This is a genomic window from Sphingomonas sp. (assembly GCF_051962185.1).
Classification (GTDB): Bacteria; Pseudomonadota; Alphaproteobacteria; order Sphingomonadales; family Sphingomonadaceae; genus Sphingomonas.
On sequence record NZ_JBQCCN010000118.1, the window covers coordinates 1 to 16,735 of the forward strand.

Sequence of the window (16,735 nt, forward strand, 5' to 3'; positions counted from 1 at the left end):
GAAGGCGGTCGACCAGGGCGCGATTGTGCGCGGCATTGGCGCGGAATTGCTCGCTCTCGGCGGAGAGGCGGGTGTCGAGGACGGGGGCGCTCATGCGCCTTGCCTAGCCCTGCGCACCGGCATTGGGAAGCCGCTGGAACCGATCGGCATGATGGTGTAGCCAATGAGTGATACACCGATAAGAGAGGCTCCCCCCAGATGAAGCGTTCGATCGTCCTCGCCATGCTGCTGGCCACGGCCGCATGCACCCAGTCGACCACCAGCACCGCGCCGGCGGGCACCGAGTCCGGGGTCAATGCCGCCTATATCGACAAGAGCGTGGCGCCGGGCGACGACTTCAATGCCTATGCCAACGGCGCCTGGGCGAAGACCGCGGTCATCCCCAACGATCGCTCGTCGATCGGTGTCGGGTTCGACGTGTTCCAGGTGGCCGAGCAGCGCAACCGCGACCTGATCGACGGTGCGGTCAAGGCCAATGCCGCGGTCGGCACCGATCAGCGCCGTATCGCCGATTATTACAACGCCTTCGCGGACACCGCCGGGATCGAGAAGCGCGGCATGGCGCCGCTCAAGGGCCAGCTCGACGCGATCGCCGCGATCAAGGACAAGGGCGCGCTGTCGACCGCGCTCGGCGCCAGCATGCGCGCCGACACCGATCCGCTCAACGCCAGCAATTTCCACACCGAGAATCTATTCGGCTTATTCGTGACGCAGGATCTCGCCAACCCGACCGTCACCATCCCCTATCTGATGCAGGGTGGTCTCGGGCTGCCCGATCGCGATTATTACGTCTCGACCAAGCCCGACATGGTGCAGATCCGCACCGAATATCGCGCCTATGTCGAAAAGCTGCTGACGCTCGCCGGGATCAGCGACGCGGCGGCGCGCGCCGACCGCATCGTCGCGCTCGAGATGAAGATCGCCCAGGCGCACGACACGATCGAGGCGAGCCAGGACGCGCATCGCGCCCAGCCGTGGAAGCGCGCCGATTTCGCGACCAAGGCGCCGGGCATCGACTGGAATGCTTATTGGACCGCTGCGGGGCTGGCCAACCAGCAGGACTTCACCTTGTGGCAGCCGGCGGCGATCACCAAGCTTGCGGCGCTGGTCGGCAGCGAGCCGTTGCAGAGCTGGCAGGACTGGCTGACGTTCCACACCATCAATCAGGTGACCTCGACCCTCCCCAAGGCGATCGACGACGCGTCGTTCGCTTTCTACGGCACCGCAATCAACGGCACCCCGGCGCAGCAGCCGCGCGACAAGCGCGCGATCGCCGCGGTCAACGGAGCGCTGGGCGACGCGGTCGGCAAGATCTACGCGGACAAATATTTCCCGGCCTCGTCCAAGACCGAGATCCAGGGGATGGTGAAGAACATCGTCGCGGCGTTCGACAACCGCCTCGCCAAGCTCGACTGGCTGGCGCCGGCGACGCGCGACGAGGCGCGCAAGAAGCTTCAGGTGCTGATCGTCGGTGTCGGTTATCCCGACACCTGGCGCGACTATGGCAGCCGGGACGTCAAGGCGGACGATCCGACCGGCAATCTGCAGCGCTCGCGCCTGTACGAATATCAGCATCAGATCGCCAAGATCGGCAAGCCGGTCGACCGCAACGAATGGTGGATGACGCCGCAGACGGTCAATGCGGTCAATCTGCCCGTGCAGAACGCGCTCAACTTCCCGGCGGCGATCCTCGACACGCCCTATTTTGACCCGAAGTTCGACGCGGCGGCCAATTACGGCGCGATCGGATCGGTGATCGGGCATGAGATCAGCCACAGCTTCGACAATCTGGGCAGCGATTTCGATTCGACCGGCAAGCTGCACAATTGGTGGACGCCGTCCGACCTCGCGCATTTCCAGGCGGCGGGTAAGGCGCTGGCGGCGCAGTACAGCGCCTACAAGGCCTTCCCCGACCTCAATCTCAACGGCCAGCAAGAACTGGGCGAGAATATCGCCGACGTTGCCGGCCTGACCGCGGCGTACGAGGCGTATCACGCGTCGCTCGGCGGCAAGCCCGCGCCGGTGATCAACGGCCTGACCGGCGACCAGCGCTTCTTCCTGGCCTTCGCGCAAGGATGGCGGACCAAGATGCGCGACAAGGCGCTGCGCGCGCGGGTCGCGACCGACGTCCACGCGCCGGCGATGTGGCGCGTTCAGACGGTGCGCAATCTCGACGCCTGGTATTCGGCGTTCGGCGTGAAGCCGGGGCAGAAGCTGTTCCTGGCGCCGGCCGACCGGGTCCACGTCTGGTAAGGCGCGCGTGACGCCGGACGAACGCGCGCCGGTCATCGTCGGATGCGGCGAGGCGGTCGATCGTCCGGCGACGCTGGAGCAAGCGCTCGACCCGGTCGGGCTGATGGCGCTCGCCGCGCGGCGGGCGGCGCAGGACGCGGGCGGGCGGTTGCTCGGCCGCGTCGACCGGCTCGACGTCGTCAACCTCGTGAGCTGGCGCTATGCCGACCCGCCGGCCGAGCTGGCGGCACGATTGGGCATCGTGCCGCGCGTGACGAGCTATGCGCCGATCGGCGGCGAAACGCCGACCAAACTCGTCCATGAGGCGGCGCTGGCGATCGCGCGAGGCGAAGCGCAAGTCGCGCTGATCGCCGGTGCCGAGGCGCAGCACAGCGCGGCGCGAGCGCAAAAAGAAGGGGCCGCGCTGCCATGGCCAGCCTTCGCCCGCGACGCGCCGGGGCGGATCGAGCGCGCGACCTATCTCCATCCGCTGGCGGTGGCGCTGGGCGCGTCGTTGCCGGTCAACGTCTATCCGTTCTACGACATGGCGAGCGCGCATGGCTGGGGCCAGACACCGGCCGAGGCGTGGGCAGAGTCCGCGGATTTGTGGGCGCACTATGCGGCCGTCGCGGCGACCAACCCGTCGAGCTGGATGCGGCGCCCGGTCGATGCCGAAGAGATCGCGACGATCACCGCCGACAATCGGTTGATCGCTTGGCCCTACACCAAATTGATGGTCGCCAATCCGATGGTCAACCAGGGCGCGGCGGTGATCGTGACCAGCCTGGCGATCGCGCGCGAGGCGGGAATCGATCCCAGCCATTGCGTGCACGTCGTCGGCGGTGCATCGGCCGACGAGCCGCGCGATTATCTCGCGCGCGATGGCTATGCATCGAGCCCGGCGCAGGACGCGGTGCTGCATCGCGCGGTCGCGCTGGCCGAGGGCAAGCCATTCGACGCGATCGAATTATATAGCTGTTTCCCCTGCGTGCCGAAGATGGCGCGACGGACGCTCGGCCTCGATGAGAGCGTCGTGCCGACCGTAACCGGCGGGCTGACCTTCTTCGGCGCGCCGCTCAATGCCTATATGCTCCACGCGGCCGCCGCGATGACGCGGCGGCTGCGCGCCGATGCCGGGCTCGGCTTGCTGTACGGACAGGGCGAATTCGTCACCAAGCATCATGCGCTGCTGCTAGCGAACGAACGGCCCGAGCGCGCGCTCGATCCGGATCATTCGGTCGCGGCGGAGGCTGAGGCACGACGCGGAACGGTGCCCCCGATTGTCGAACCCACGGACGGCCCGGCGACCCTGGAAGCCGCGACCGTCCTTTATCGGCGTGACGGTGCCGTCGAGCGCGGCGTCGTCATCTTGCGTACCGAACAGGGCGGGCGGACGATGGCCGCGATCCCGCCGGATGATCGCGCGACGCTGGCGATCATCACCGACGGCGATAGCTACGCCGTTGGCCGCCCCGGCATGTTGATCGCGGGCGATACGCCCCGTTGGATCATCGCATCGGCATGATCGCTCCGAAACGGATGCAATCTCGCGATTGTCTTTGCCACGGGCTGCCCTAATCTCGCGCAAAGTTGCTGATTTCGGGGGCGGAATGATGGTCCGGCTGTTGCTGGTGGTGGCGTGCGCGATATTGAGCGTCGGGCAGGCGCGAGCGGACGACGTCTTGCATGTCGGCGCGCAACCCGTCTGGGTCGCGCCGATCGCGGCGCCCGCCGCGAAGCCCGCCGACGGCGCGATAACGCGTCGTCTGTTCGACCTTCAGGTCCGGTTCGACGATCGCGGCACGCACCAGTTCGTGCGCCAGCTGCTGCGCGTGAACACGCCCGAGGGCTTGTTGGCGATCGGTAATGTCGGGGTGGTCTGGCAACCGGGGCTGAGCAGCGCGACGGTCAATCGCGTCGTGATCCATCGCGGCGGCGAAACGATCGACGTGCTCAAGGACGGTAAGGGCTTCCAGATTCTGCGCCGTGAGAAAAGCCTGGAATCCTTCATGCTCGACGGCATCCTGACCGCGGTGATGGCGGTGCCCGACCTGCGCGTCGGCGACGAGGTCGAGGTCGCCTATACGATCGATGCGCAGAACCCCGTGCTGGCTGGCCATGCCGAAGCGGTGTTTCCATTGGCGTCGCCGCTGCCGATCGATCGCCTGTCGCTGCGCTATACCTGGCCGATCGGGCGCGCGATGAAGTGGAGGGCGGGTCCGGCGGCGCCCGCTGCGGTCACCACCAAGGCGAACGGGTTCGAAACCGTGACCTTCGCCCGTGACGGCTGGCAAGCGCCCAAGGAAATCCCCGGCGCACCGGCTCGCTACGCCAATGCGCTCAAGATCCAGATCGCCGATTTCGCCGATTGGGGAACCGTCGCCGAAGTGATGCGGCCGCTCTATGCCAAGGCGACGACGATCGCCCCGGACTCGCCAGTCATGACCGAGGTGAAACGCATCGCCGCCTTGTCGAGCGATCCCGCCACCCGCGCATCGGAGGCATTGCGCGTGGTCCAGTCGCAGGTTCGCTACATGGCCCGGCTCGATGGCCTGGGGGGCTACAAGCCCGAAAACGCCGATACGGTGTGGACGGGCAAGAGCGGCGACTGCAAGGGCAAGACGGTATTGCTGCTCGCCATGCTGCGCGCGCTCGGCATCGCCGCCGAACCCGCGCTGGTGTCCGCCACCGAGGGCGACGGCGTCGATCAGTCGCTGCCGCTGCCCGGGCGATTCAATCACGTGATCGTTCGCGCGACGATCGGCGGCAAGACCTATTGGCTCGACGGCACCCGGCTGGGCGATCGCGGTATTGATACGATCGCCGTGCCGGCGTTCAAATGGGCGTTGCCGATCGATAGTCCGACCCGGGCGCTGGTCGCGCTCGTCGCGACCGAACCGGTATTGCCGCAGACCGAGGTCAAGCTCGAGCTCGATGCGCGCCAGGGGCTGGGCAAGCCGGCAAAGATCAACGGCGTATTGACGTATCGAGGCGACATGGGCGCGCAGATGCGGATCGGCCTGTCGGCGATGGACGCCAGCCAGCGCGACGAGACGCTGCGCTCGATGTGGAAAGCGCGCTATAGCGGCCTGACGATCAAAACGGTCGATTGGTCGGTCGACGACAAGACCGGCGATGTCAGCGCGACCTTCAGCGGCACCGCCGACATGACCTGGTCGACCGCCGGGGTGGACGGCGCACAGCGCTACGAAGCGGACAATGCGCGCCTGGGACGGGATCTCGCGCCGAAACGCGACACCGACCCCGATGCCGCGCCGGTCGTCGTCGACGGCAGCTACGTTTTCAATCGCGAGGTTATCCTGTTGCCCGAAGGCGGGCGCGGGTTCTCGGTCGATGGCGAGTCGATCGATCGCACCATCGCAGGCGTCCATTATGTACGAACGGCCTCGCTGTCCGGCGAGCGGTTCGAAATGACTGCGTCGACCCGCTCCAAGCCGGCCGAAATCAGTTTCGGCGACGCCCAGGCCGCCGACAAGCAGACCGACGTGCTGTTCGCCAAGGCATTGTTCGTTCGCGCTCCGGCCGATTTCGGCGGCGCCGCGTCGAGCGCGAACGAAACCGCGGCGACCGACGCCAAGCCGGAACCCGGTGCGACCGGCGACGCCGAAATCAACCGGCTGGCGATGGCGGGCAAAAACCAGGACGCGCTCAAGCTCGTCGATCGCCGGATCGCGGCGGGCGAGAAAGCGGCGGGAACGTTCGCGATGCGGGGGCAATTGCTGCGCAAGCTTGACCGCAAGGACGAAGCGTCGATCGCCTATGACCAGGCGTTGGCGGCGGATCGCCGCAACCCCCAGGCCATCATCGGCAAGGCCGAGATGCTGGTCGACGCGGGCCGCGAAGAGGATGCCCTGATTCTCTACGATCGACTGGTGTTGATCTGGCCCGACGCCGCCGAGGCCTATCGTCGCCGCGCCGCCGTGCGGAGCGACGTGGGCGACGATGCCGGTGCGCTCGCCGATCTCGACATCCTGCTGGGTAAGGCGCCGGACGACGCCGATGCCCTGACCTCTCGCGCGTGGCTCAACATGCAGCATGCCAAGCTGGCCGAGGCGGTGGGCGATGCTCGAGCGGTGGTCAAGCTGCGCAACGACAGCGCCTCGGCCCATACGCTGCTGGCCAACGCGCTGGCGGTGCAGGGCAAACGCGCGGAGGCGGTTGCCGAAAGCGACAAGGCGCTCGCGCTCGAGCCCGACGACTACACTTATCGCGTACGGCTGATCTATGGGCTGGAAGCGGACGCCAAGGGGCGGCTCGCCGACATGCTCGCCCTGATCAAGCTCCAGCCCGAAGGATCGGTGCCCGGCCCGGCGTTGAAGGACCTCATCGGCGATCCCGCGGCCAAGGAAGCCCTACAAGGCGCCTATGCCGCGGCGCTTTCCGTCGATCCCGACAATGATGATATCGCGGCGCAGCGCGATTATCTGATCGCCCTGTCGGGCGATCCCAAGCCTTATGCGGCTCGGATGGATGCGCGGCTGGCCAAGAAGCCCGACGACGCCGATGCCCTGAACGAGGCATGCTGGGCACGGGCGATGTTTCGTAGCGATCTCGACGCCGCGCAAAAGGATTGCGACAAGGCGCTGGCGACCCAGCGCGACGCCGCGACACTGGATAGCCGCGGGCTCGTCGGGTTGCAGCGCGGCGATTGGGCGAAGGCGGCGAGCGATTATGGTGAGGCGATCGGTTTGCGGCCCAATCAGGCGAGCAGCCTGTTCGGGCGCGGCGTAGCACGCAAGCGACTGGGCGACGCGGCGGGAAGCAAGGCGGACATCGCTGCCGCTACGCTGATCGATCCGAAGATCGCGGAAACCTATGCCTTGTATGGCGTGAAGCCCTGATCCTCGAACGATGTCGAAGTGGGTGGCCTTACCCCCTGGCTGGAGGAGCCGCGCCAAACCCGCGAACTGCAACGTCGGTTCGACGTCGTCGGACCGTTGAGCGATCCTAATGCGCATCGGCCGGCGGTGAGGAGCCCGCGCGTGGCGGGCGGCAGAACGGCACCATCACCAGCGCGGCGATGAACAGATAGGCCATCAGGCGGAAGACGTCATCGAAGGCGAGCGTCAATGCCTCTCGGCCGACGATCCGGCTCATCAGCCCCTGCGCCATCAGCGCCGCTTTGGCAGCGTCCGGCGTGACCGCGCCCAATTGATGCGTCAGCGCCGCGGCCACCTCGTTGGCGGCCCGCGCGGACTGGCCGAGCGCTTCGCCGAGCCGTTGCGCGTGTTCGCGTGCGCCGTCCTGGAGCCAGGTGTTGACCAGCGCGATGCCGACCGCGCCGCCGGCATTGCGCATCAGGTTGAACAGGCCCGAGGCGTAGCGCAGCTCGGGACCTTCGAAATTGCCGAGCGCGAGGCCGACCGAGGGCACGATGCACAGCATCACCGCGAAGCTGCGCACGACTTGCGGCCAGAACAGTGCCGCGAATCCCCATTCGGGAGTCATGGCGGAGAACAGCCACAAGCCGAACGCGAACAGCGACAGGCCGGCGGTGATGACGATCCGCTGGTCGACGCGCTGCGACAAAGCGGCGGAGATCGGCACGCCGAGCAATTGCGCGCAGCCGCCGATCACTACCGCACTGCCGATTTCCGCCGCGTTGTAGCCGCGCACGCGGCCGAGGAAGAGCGGGATGAGGTAAGTGCCGGCATAGAGCCCGAACCCGATCACCAGATTGAACAGGCAAGCGAAAGCGAAGGTCGGCTTGCGGAACGGCGACAGCCGGACGATCGGCGCGCTGGAGCGGAACGATCGTTCGAGGAACAGGACGAAGCCGACGATCGCCAGCCAGGCGCCGATCTGGATCCTGCTGTCGGTGAACCAATCGTTCTTGGGCCCTTCCTCGAGCACATATTCGAGACCGGCGAGAAACACCGCCATCGACGCCAGATGTACCCAGTCGATCCGCTTGAGCATGGCGGGATTGGGGAGATCGATGCGGACCAGCAGCACGGTCAGGACCGTGACCATCGCACCCGGCGCGACGTTGATGAAGAACACCCAGCGCCAGCCCATGGCATCGGTGATCCAGCCGCCGACGGTCGGCCCCAGGGTCGGTGCCAGCACCGAGACCATGCCCAGAATCGCAGGGATCATCGCGCGCTGCTTGCCACTGAACAAGGTATAGCCGGTCGCGAACACGGTTGGGATCATCGCGCCGCCGACGAAGCCTTGTACTGCGCGCGCCGCGATCATCGATTCGATGTTCCACGCGAGGCCGCAGACCATGCTCGAAATCGTGAACAGCCCCGCCGACAGCGCGAACAGCCAGCGCGTCGACAACGCCTGGGCGAGGAAGGCGGAGAAGGGGATCATGACCAACTCGGCCATCAGATAGGCGGTCTGTACCCAGCTGATCTCGTCGGGCCCGGCGGACAGGCCGGCCTGCACTTCGTTGAGCGAGGTGGCGACGATCTGGATGTCGATCAGCGCCATGAACTGGCCGAACGCCATCACCGCGAAGATCCCGTATTTCTGGCGGCTGGTCAGGCGCGACGGATCGAAAATCGCGGCGCGCGGGCGCGCGGATGCCGAAGGGGAAAGGGGGATCGACGCCAACTCACTTGCCTCCGGCTGCCTTTATATTATATGCGTCATATAAAGGAGGCGTTCAAGTGCGCTATTCGATCCGACACAAGGCCGAGACGCGGCAGCGCGTGCTCGAGGAAGCCGCGCAGGAGATCAGGTCCAAGGGCCCCGACGGCGTCGCGGTGGCCGGCGTGATGGCGCGTGCCGGGCTTACGCATGGCGGCTTCTATGCGCATTTCGACTCGAAGGAGGCGATGATCGCCGAAGCGATCGGCACGATGTTCGACGACGCGCGCGGCCGGTCCGATGCGATCGAGCAGACTGCCGACCCCCGCGCGGCATTGCGCTCCTATGTCGATTTCTACCTGAGCCACGCGCATCGCGATCGCCGCGATCGCGGTTGCCCCTTGCCCAGCCTGTCGGGCGATTTCGCGCGATCGGGCGCGGCGCAACGCGAGCGGTTCGGCGAAGGCGTCGAGGCGCTGACCGCGCGACTGGCGAAAGCGCTGGGCGCGATCGGCGCGTCCGACCCGCATGGCGAGGCATCGGCGATGCTGGCGCAGATGGTCGGCGCGGTCGCGCTGGCGCGCGCGGTGGCCGACCCGATCCAGTCCGATGCGATCCTGGCCGACGCCCACGCTGGGCTGGTGCGCCGTTATCGCCTGGGCGACGCATGATGGACGCGATGATCCAGGCGCGCGACGGGCTGGCGCAGGCCCGCGATCTGCTCGCACGCGGCGTCCAGCCGCCGATCGGGCGGACGCTCGACTTCGCGCTCGTCGAGGTAGAGCGCGGGCGCGCGGTGTTCGAAGGGACGCCCCAGGAAATGCATTACAACCCGATGGGCGGCGTCCATGGCGGCTATGCCGCGACGATCCTCGATTCGGCCTGCGGCTTCGCGGTCCTCTCGATGCTCCAGGCCGACCAGAGCTTTACCACGCTCGAGCTCAAGGTCTCCTATCTGCGCGGCATGACCGATCGCACCGGGCCGATCCGCGCCGAAGGGCGGATCGTCAACATGGGCCGCCGCGTCGCCTTCGCCGAGGCCGATATCCGCGATGCCGACGGGCGCCTGATGGCAACCGCGACATCGACCTTGCTGGTGCTCGCCAAATGAACGCGCCCCTCGCCGCCGCCGATGCCGAAACGGGCACCGAAATCCGGACGAAGCGCTTCGCCGTGCCGCGCAGTGCTTTGGTCATGGGCCTGATCGCGGTCGCGGTGGCGATCGCCGGCATCCTGTGGCTGGCCGCTCCACGGTCGAGCGAGTCGACCGACAACGCCTATCTTCACGCCGATTCGAGCGCGGTCGCGCCCAAGGTCGGCGGGCTGGTCTCGGCGGTGCTGGTGCGCGACAACCAGGTGGTCCACGCGGGCGATCCCCTGGTCCGGATCGATACCCAGGACTACGACGCCAAGGTGCAAGCCGCGACCGCCGCGCTGGCCGACGCCGATGCCGGGGTCGCGACGGCGCGTGCCGCCTTGGCCGCGCTCGGCGCCGACGAGCGGCTCGCGTCCGCGCAAGTGCGCGCGGCGAGCACGGTAATCTCGTCCGCCGATGCCGAACTGGTACGCGCCAATGCCGATCGCGTGCGCTACGACGCGATGCTGAACCAGGGCTTCGCCACCCGGCGCGACGCCGAGCGCGTCAAGGCGGTGGCGATCGGCGCGGCATCGGCCGCCGACAAGTCGCGCGCGGAATTGGGCGTGACCAGCGAGCAGGCCGGCGTGACCCGCGCGCGCCGCCCGGTGCTCGAGGCGCAACTCGCTTCCGCCCAGGCCGCGGCCATGAAGGCGCGCGCCGCACTCGACCTCGCGCGCCAGGATCGCGGCCATACCCTGATCGTCGCCCCGATCGATGGCGTGGTCGGTAACCGCCAGGTCCAGGTCGGCGACTTCGTTCAGCCCGGCAGCCGCGTGTTCACCGTCGTCCCGGTGCGCTCGCTCTATGTCGTCGCCAATTTCAAGGAGACGCAGACGCGCGGCATGCGTGAGGGGCAAAGGGCGCGCGTCTATGTCGACGCGCTGGGCGAAACGCTGACCGGGACGGTCGAGAGCCTGGCGCCGGGATCGGGCAGCGAATTCACCTTGCTGCCGTTCGAACCGGGATCGGGCAATTTCACCAAGATCGTCCAGCGCGTTGGCGTGCGGATCAGGCTCGATCCCGACCAACCTGCGCTGGCTACCCTCAGGCCGGGCTTGTCGGTGACAGCGAAGGTGCTGTTGACCTGAAATTTGCGCGCGCCGACAAGCGTCGCTGGGCCGCCGGTCGGTCGGAAGACTACGCCGCCTTTATTCAGGCCTCGGGCGGAGTCAGCTCATACGGCTGATAGATCCTCCGAAACGCCGGCATCGCCTCGCAGGTCTCGGAATGCGCGACAAGTGTCGGCCAGCGGCCGAGATCGAACTGCCCCGCCAGCGCTTCGCCGATGAAGCGGAACACGGTCGCGGTCAGCAGATCGGCATGGCTCATCGTCGCGCCGCCGAACCAGGTGCCGGCTGCTGCGCGCTCGCGGTCGAGCAGGTCGAGCGTGTCGGTTACCTGCGCGCGGCATCGTTCGACCCACATCGGCAAACCGTCGCGAAACGCTTTCTCATAGACCAGGCTGACGCCTTTGTCGGCCACACCCGCGGCGAGCGCGCACCAGCGCAGCATGACGCGCAGATCCGCGCCGGTCCGGGTCAGCGCCGCGTCGTTGCCCGCCATCTCGTCGAGCAAGGTGACGATGACACTCGAATCCATCACCGACACGCCGTCGTCGAACACCAGCACCGGTACGCGGCGCAGCGGATTGTATGGCGCGATCCGGTCGGCGTCGCCGAACGTCGACCAGGGCAGATGCTCGAACTCGAACCCGTAGAGCGTCAGCGTGATGCCGACGCGACGGACGAACGGAGAATCGTACTGGCCGATCAGCTTCATAAGCGTGTTTCCTACGATCCCGCGCCAATCAACTCGCGGCCGATCAGCATGCGACGGATCTCGTTGGTGCCGGCGCCGATGTCGAGGAGCTTGGCGTCGCGGGCGAAGCGTTCGACCGGCCAGTCCTTGGTGTAGCCCGCGCCGCCCAAGGCCTGGATCGCCTCGAGGCTGACCTTCACCGCATTCTCGCTCGCCAGCAGGATCGCGCCGGCTGCGTCGAAGCGCGTGGTCTTGCCGGCGTCGCAAGCCTTGGCGACCGCATAGACATAGGCACGCGCCGAGTTGAGCGCGACATACATGTCGGCGATCTTGGCCTGCATCAGCTGGAAGGTACCGATCGGCTGGCCGAACTGCTTGCGCTCGCGGACATAGGGTACGACCACGTCTAGGCAGGCCTGCATGATGCCGAGCTGAATGCCGGCGAGCACGGTGCGCTCGTAATCGAGCCCCGACATCAGCACGCCGACGCCGCCGTTGAGCGGGCCCATGACATTCTCTTCCGGGACTTCGCAATCGTTGAACACGAGTTCGGCGGTCGGCGAGCCGCGCATACCCATCTTGTCGATCTTCTGGCCGATCGAGAAGCCGGGCATGTCCTTCTCGATGATGAAGGTCGTGATGCCGCGCGAGCCTTCGCCGGTCTTGGCATAGACCACCAGGGTGTCAGCATAAGCCGCGTTGGTGATCCAGAATTTAGTGCCGTTGAGGACATAGCCGCCTTGCACCTCTTCGGCGCGCAACTTCATGCCGACCACGTCGGAGCCGGCGCCCGCTTCGGACATCGCCAGGCTGCCGACATGCTCGCCCGAGATCAGCTTGGGGAGATACTTCTCCTTCTGCTCCGGGCTCGCCCAGCGGCTGAGCTGATTGATGCAAAGGTTTGAATGCGCGCCATAGCTGAGGCCGATCGAGGCCGAGGCGCGGCTGACTTCCTCGCACGCGATGACATGCTCGAGATAGCCGAGGCCGAGACCGCCGAACTCCTCGGGCACGGTGATGCCGTGCAGGCCCAGCTCGCCCATCGCCGGCCACAATTCCTTGGGGAACCAGTCCTCGGCGTCGATCTTCGCGGCCAGAGGGGCGATCTGCTCGCTCGCGAAGCGCCGCGTGGTGTCGCGGATCATGTCGGCGGTCTCGCCCAGCGCGAAATCGAGGGTGGCGTCCATTGTCGTCTCCTGTGTTGACCGGGCTGTAGCGCGCCACCAGTGACCGCGCCAGCGTCGCACCCGGACGGCACAGTGCGAGTACCGATCGCGGGGCGTTGCCGGTCGCGAGCGCACGCCTTAGTCTCCCCCGAAACAATCAGGGGGCCGCATGCCAAGTCTTCTCCGCCGCAAGACCATCACCGAGGCACCGCCCGAGCATCAGCTCGCGCGGACGTTGAGCTGGCCGCATCTGGTCGCGCTCGGCGTCGGAGCGATCGTCGGTACCGGCATCCTGACGCTGATCGGCGTTGGTGCCGATCGCGCCGGGCCCGCCGTGCTGCTGAGCTTCGCGGTGGCGGGCGCGATCTGCGCGGCGGCGGCGCTCTGCTATGCCGAGATGGCGACGATGATCCCGGCCTCGGGCAGCGCCTATACCTATAGCTACGCGACCCTGGGCGAGATCATCGCCTGGGTGGTCGGCTGGTCGCTGATCCTCGAATATTCGCTGGTGGTGGCGACCGTCGCGGTCGGCTGGTCGGGCTATGCGGTCGGGTTTCTCAAGGGGCTGGGGATCGAGCTTCCCGGTTATCTGACGCATGGGCCGACGCTGGTCGGATCGTTCGCCGACGGGACGCTCCATCTCGCCACGCCGGGCATCAACGTGCCGGCGATCGTCATCATCGCGGTGGTGGCGGGATTGCTGATGCTCGGCACCCGCGAAAGCGCGCGGATCAATACCGCGCTGGTGGTGCTCAAGATCGTGACGCTGACCTTGTTCGTCGCGGTCGCGCTGCCGCATTTCGCCGCGGCCAATCTCCATGCGTTCGCGCCGCTGGGCTACGGCAGCACGCCGGGCGCGGGCGGGGTCAAATACGGCATGATGGGCGCGGCGGCGATCATCTTCTTCGCCTTTTACGGCTTCGACGCGATCTCGACCGCGGCCGAGGAAGCCAAGCGGCCCGAGCGCGACCTGGCGATCGGCATCGTCGGGTCGATGCTGGCGTGCACCGTGATCTACATGGTGGTGGCGGCGGCGGCGGTCGGCGCGCTCCATTTCTCCAAATTCGCCAACAGTCCCGAGCCGCTGGCATTGATCCTGCGCGGGATCGGGCAGCAGGGCGTCGCCACGGTGGTTGCCGCCGCGGCGGCGATCGCGTTGCCGACAGTGATCCTGGGCTTCCTCTACGGGCAGAGCCGCATCTTCCTGGTGATGGCGCGCGACGGCTTCCTGCCGACGAGTCTCGCCAAGGTATCGAGCCGCGGCACGCCCGCGCGGATCACGGCGGTGACGGCGGTGCTGGTCTCGATCCTTGCCGCGCTGACGCCGCTCGACGTGATCGCCAGCCTGGCCAATGCCGGCACCCTGTGCGCGTTCGTCGCGGTGGCGGTATGCGTATTGGTGTCGCGCCGCCGCGATGCGGGGGCGAAGCGGCCGTTCCGGACGCCGGCGGTCTGGCTGGTCGCGCCGGTCGCGATCCTCGGCTGCCTCTATCTCTTCACCAGCCTGCAGACCGTCACGCAGGTCTGGTTCTTCCTCTGGAACGGCATCGGCCTGGCGATCTATTTTCTCTACGCGCGCCGCCGCGCATCGATCGCCTGACTCAGCTTTTCAGCGCCCAGCGAACCACCTCCGCGACGCCCCGGGTGCCGGCGTGGATGACGGGGCGACTGACGCTCGGGCGATGGAGGCCGTGCATCCGCCGCGCCCATTCGGGCAGCAGGTCGATCGCGGCGCGCATGGTCATCGCCTGGAACGGGACCAGCATCAGGCTGGGCGGCGGCTGGTGGAGCAGGACGTGGAGGACGTCGGCGCTGCGGTGGTCGGCCTTCAGCTCGGGCAGGAAGTCGCGGATTATGGCATCGGCCTCGGCGCGGTTGCGCGGCACCGGGTCGGCACCGAGCAGCGCGCCGATCTGCGCGACCTCGGCGTAATAACGGTCCTGATCGGCGACGCTCATGCCGGGCTCGCCATATCTGATCCAGCCGGCGAGGAAGCTCGACACTTCGGCGACATGGACCCAGGCGAGCAGGCGCGGGTCGCCGGCGCGATAGGGCGTGCCGTCGGGCAGCGTCCCCGACACCACGTCGTGGATGTGCCGCACCCGCGCGATCTGCGCTTCGGCGGAGGCGCGTGTTTCGAATGTGGTCTGGGCGATGAAGCGCGCCGTCCCTTTGAGCCGCGCGGTCATGTCGTTGCGAAAGCTCGAATGATCCCACACACCCGCCAGCACGCGCGGGTGAAGCATCTGCAGCATCAGCGCGGTGATGCCGCCGACCATCATGCCGGTCACGTCGATATGCACGCGCCACGCGACCGAATCCGGAGCGAACAGCCCGCTGCCGTCATAGGCGCGCTCGATCGGGGGATTGGCGGGATCGGACAACAGGCCGCGCACCTGGCGCGCGATGGCGGAACGCAGACCGATCATCGCGCGACCATAAGCAGCGAGGGAGAGTTAGGCGAGCCGATTGGCGCGGGCGATGAAGTCGCCCGTCGCCAGCGCGCGGAGGAAATGATTGCGATAGGTGAATTCGGTCGCGGGTGAGGGGAGCGCGTCGGGCAAGGCGTCCGCCGCGCGGCGCAACGCGGCGATATCGAGCAGGTCGGCGGCCAGCCCGTCGCGGGCGAATCCCTCGATGATGTCGCGCGCCCGATCGGCTCGCGCGGCCAGTTGCGGCAGCCAGTCGGCCGCCTGATAGCCGCGGCGCGGCTCGGACAATGTCGCGGCCGGGAGCAGCCCTGCAAGCGCGCGCCGGGCCAGCAGCCGGGTCTCGCCACCCTCGCTCAGCGTTCGCGCGGGGGCGGTCAGGCAGAATTCGACCAGACGGCGAGCGGCGGTGGGATCGCGCAGCTCGATCCCCCAATGCCGCCAGGTGCCATGGATATGGGGGCCAGGATTGACCCGGCGGAACGGGCGCAACGGGTCGGGTGGGTCGTCGGTCGCATTCGCACAGTGACGCGCAGCCAGAAACGGAGAGGGGCGTGCTGGCGACCGTCGCAAGGCGGCCAGCATCGCCCGCGCACCGGTGGCGGTGGCGCGTGGCGCGCTGAAGGCGAAATTGCCGAATTGGCCGATCAGCATGACCGAATGGCCGAGATCGCGCGCCGCGTCGTTGATCGCGGCGACCCAGCCGAAGTTGGCGGGGTTGGGCATCGGCTGTTCGAACGCGTTCCAGGCGAGATCGAGCAGGTCGACGGCATGCGCATCGGGCCGCACGACGTGGTGACGGATCGATGGATGTTGCCCCGCGAGCAACGCGGCGATCGCGCTTTCGTCGGCCAGCCGGTCGGGCGGGCAGGTGGTCGCCGGCGACGCGGGAATGGCGGTGAAGGCGTCGACCGCGCGGCCGTCGCGCGCCGCCGCCGCGGTCACCGCATTGCTGTCGATGCCGGCCGACAGATGCGCGGCGATGGCGCCGTCGCATCGGCTATCGACGGCATCATCGAGCAACGCGCGCAATCGGCCGGGATAATCGACGCCCGCGCGCCATCGCGCGCGGTGGGTTTCTGGATTCCAGTGGTGGTGGCGAGCGACTGCGCCGTTGCGTGCGATACGTACGATCTCCCCAGGTTCGACCTGCAGGACTCCGGCGAAGAAACTCGATCCGTCCGCGGGAGCGCGGCCCATGAGGTGCTCGATCAGGCGCGCGGCGTCGGGCACGGCGCGGCGCCCGAGCAAGGCGTTGACCGCGCGCGGCATCGACGCGACCGCGACGCGCCCTCCCTCGACGGCAAAGAACCACGGCCGCTGGCCGACCGGATCACGCGCGAGGACCATTTCGCCTCGCGCCGGGTCGCGCACGGCGATCGCATAGTCGCCGTCGAAGCGGACGAGCGCGCCTTCATCCCAACGCTGCCAGGCGGCGTAGATCAGCGTTTCGG

Annotated in this window: 12 protein-coding genes; 7 read left to right on the forward strand and 5 right to left on the reverse strand. The window is 67.6% G+C overall.

Annotation, left to right across the window (positions count from 1 at the left end; translation table 11 throughout):
• Nucleotides 1-198 precede the first annotated feature (198 nt).
• The 3 genes from ACTHJR_RS06675 (at nt 199) to ACTHJR_RS06685 (ending at nt 7,094) form a co-directional block, all read left to right on the forward strand.
• Nucleotides 199-2,253 carry a M13 family metallopeptidase gene (locus ACTHJR_RS06675; RefSeq protein WP_440522346.1) on the forward strand — a complete coding sequence of 685 codons (2,055 nt, stop codon included), beginning with the start codon at nt 199-201 and terminating at the stop codon, nt 2,251-2,253.
• A gap of 7 nt (nt 2,254-2,260) precedes the next feature.
• Nucleotides 2,261-3,757, forward strand: coding sequence for an acetyl-CoA acetyltransferase (locus ACTHJR_RS06680; RefSeq protein WP_440522347.1), 1,497 nt, complete (start codon nt 2,261-2,263; stop codon nt 3,755-3,757).
• A gap of 85 nt (nt 3,758-3,842) precedes the next feature.
• On the forward strand, nt 3,843-7,094 hold the full coding sequence (locus ACTHJR_RS06685) for a DUF3857 domain-containing protein (protein ID WP_440522348.1): 3,252 nt from the start codon (nt 3,843-3,845) through the stop codon (nt 7,092-7,094).
• A gap of 106 nt (nt 7,095-7,200) precedes the next feature.
• Here the strand turns inward: ACTHJR_RS06685 and ACTHJR_RS06690 are convergent, their stop codons facing one another.
• Nucleotides 7,201-8,814: a DHA2 family efflux MFS transporter permease subunit gene (locus ACTHJR_RS06690; RefSeq protein ID WP_440522349.1), complete on the reverse strand. Its 1,614-nt coding sequence runs from the start codon at nt 8,812-8,814 to the stop codon at nt 7,201-7,203.
• 56 nt (nt 8,815-8,870) lie between these two features.
• Here ACTHJR_RS06690 and ACTHJR_RS06695 point away from each other — a divergent pair, with 56 nt between their 5' ends.
• From ACTHJR_RS06695 to ACTHJR_RS06705, 3 genes are read left to right on the forward strand one after another with little or no spacing between them, the layout of a single operon-like run.
• Nucleotides 8,871-9,461 (forward strand): TetR/AcrR family transcriptional regulator, encoded by a 591-nt coding sequence (locus ACTHJR_RS06695; RefSeq protein WP_440522350.1) that lies wholly within the window; start codon nt 8,871-8,873, stop codon nt 9,459-9,461.
• On the forward strand, nt 9,461-9,901 hold the full coding sequence (locus ACTHJR_RS06700; RefSeq protein ID WP_440522351.1) for a PaaI family thioesterase: 441 nt from the start codon (nt 9,461-9,463) through the stop codon (nt 9,899-9,901). The genes ACTHJR_RS06695 and ACTHJR_RS06700 overlap by 1 nt, the downstream gene beginning before the upstream one ends.
• Nucleotides 9,898-11,016, forward strand: a complete 1,119-nt coding sequence (locus tag ACTHJR_RS06705) for an HlyD family secretion protein (protein WP_440522352.1) — start codon at nt 9,898-9,900, stop codon at nt 11,014-11,016. Before ACTHJR_RS06700 ends, ACTHJR_RS06705 begins: the two co-directional genes overlap by 4 nt.
• Before the next feature lie 64 nt (nt 11,017-11,080).
• On the opposite strand, the gene ACTHJR_RS06710 is transcribed toward ACTHJR_RS06705, so the two are convergent.
• A complete protein-coding gene (locus ACTHJR_RS06710) occupies nt 11,081-11,707 on the reverse strand; it encodes a glutathione S-transferase family protein (protein WP_440522353.1) in 627 nt (208 codons plus the stop codon).
• Nucleotides 11,708-11,718: 11 nt separating this feature from the next.
• Nucleotides 11,719-12,873 carry an isovaleryl-CoA dehydrogenase gene (locus tag ACTHJR_RS06715; RefSeq protein ID WP_440522354.1) on the reverse strand — a complete coding sequence of 385 codons (1,155 nt, stop codon included), beginning with the start codon at nt 12,871-12,873 and terminating at the stop codon, nt 11,719-11,721.
• A gap of 148 nt (nt 12,874-13,021) precedes the next feature.
• Between ACTHJR_RS06715 and ACTHJR_RS06720 the strand changes: the two genes are divergently transcribed.
• Nucleotides 13,022-14,452, forward strand: a complete 1,431-nt coding sequence (locus ACTHJR_RS06720; protein WP_440522355.1) for an amino acid permease — start codon at nt 13,022-13,024, stop codon at nt 14,450-14,452.
• A gap of 1 nt (nt 14,453) precedes the next feature.
• Here ACTHJR_RS06720 and ACTHJR_RS06725 read toward each other — a convergent pair whose 3' ends face one another.
• Complete coding sequence (locus ACTHJR_RS06725) at nt 14,454-15,281, reverse strand: oxygenase MpaB family protein (RefSeq protein WP_440522356.1); 828 nt, start codon at nt 15,279-15,281, stop codon at nt 14,454-14,456.
• A 27-nt stretch (nt 15,282-15,308) separates the two neighbouring features.
• On the reverse strand, nt 15,309-16,735 hold a 1,427-nt coding region (locus tag ACTHJR_RS06730; protein WP_440522357.1), incomplete at its 5' end, for an asparagine synthase-related protein.

What these genes read in the sequence shown, in the direction of transcription:
- ACTHJR_RS06685 (WP_440522348.1), top strand. Translation starts at nt 3,843, where the DNA reads ATGATGGTCCGGCTGTTGCTGGTGGTGGCGTGCGCGATATTGAGCGTC.
- ACTHJR_RS06700 (WP_440522351.1), top strand. Translation starts at nt 9,461, where the DNA reads ATGGACGCGATGATCCAGGCGCGCGACGGGCTGGCGCAGGCCCGCGAT.
- ACTHJR_RS06710 (WP_440522353.1), bottom strand. Translation starts at nt 11,707, where the DNA reads ATGAAGCTGATCGGCCAGTACGATTCTCCGTTCGTCCGTCGCGTCGGC.
- ACTHJR_RS06705 (WP_440522352.1), top strand. Translation starts at nt 9,898, where the DNA reads ATGAACGCGCCCCTCGCCGCCGCCGATGCCGAAACGGGCACCGAAATC.
- ACTHJR_RS06720 (WP_440522355.1), top strand. Translation starts at nt 13,022, where the DNA reads ATGCCAAGTCTTCTCCGCCGCAAGACCATCACCGAGGCACCGCCCGAG.
- ACTHJR_RS06715 (WP_440522354.1), bottom strand. Translation starts at nt 12,873, where the DNA reads ATGGACGCCACCCTCGATTTCGCGCTGGGCGAGACCGCCGACATGATC.
- ACTHJR_RS06675 (WP_440522346.1), top strand. Translation starts at nt 199, where the DNA reads ATGAAGCGTTCGATCGTCCTCGCCATGCTGCTGGCCACGGCCGCATGC.
- ACTHJR_RS06725 (WP_440522356.1), bottom strand. Translation starts at nt 15,281, where the DNA reads ATGATCGGTCTGCGTTCCGCCATCGCGCGCCAGGTGCGCGGCCTGTTG.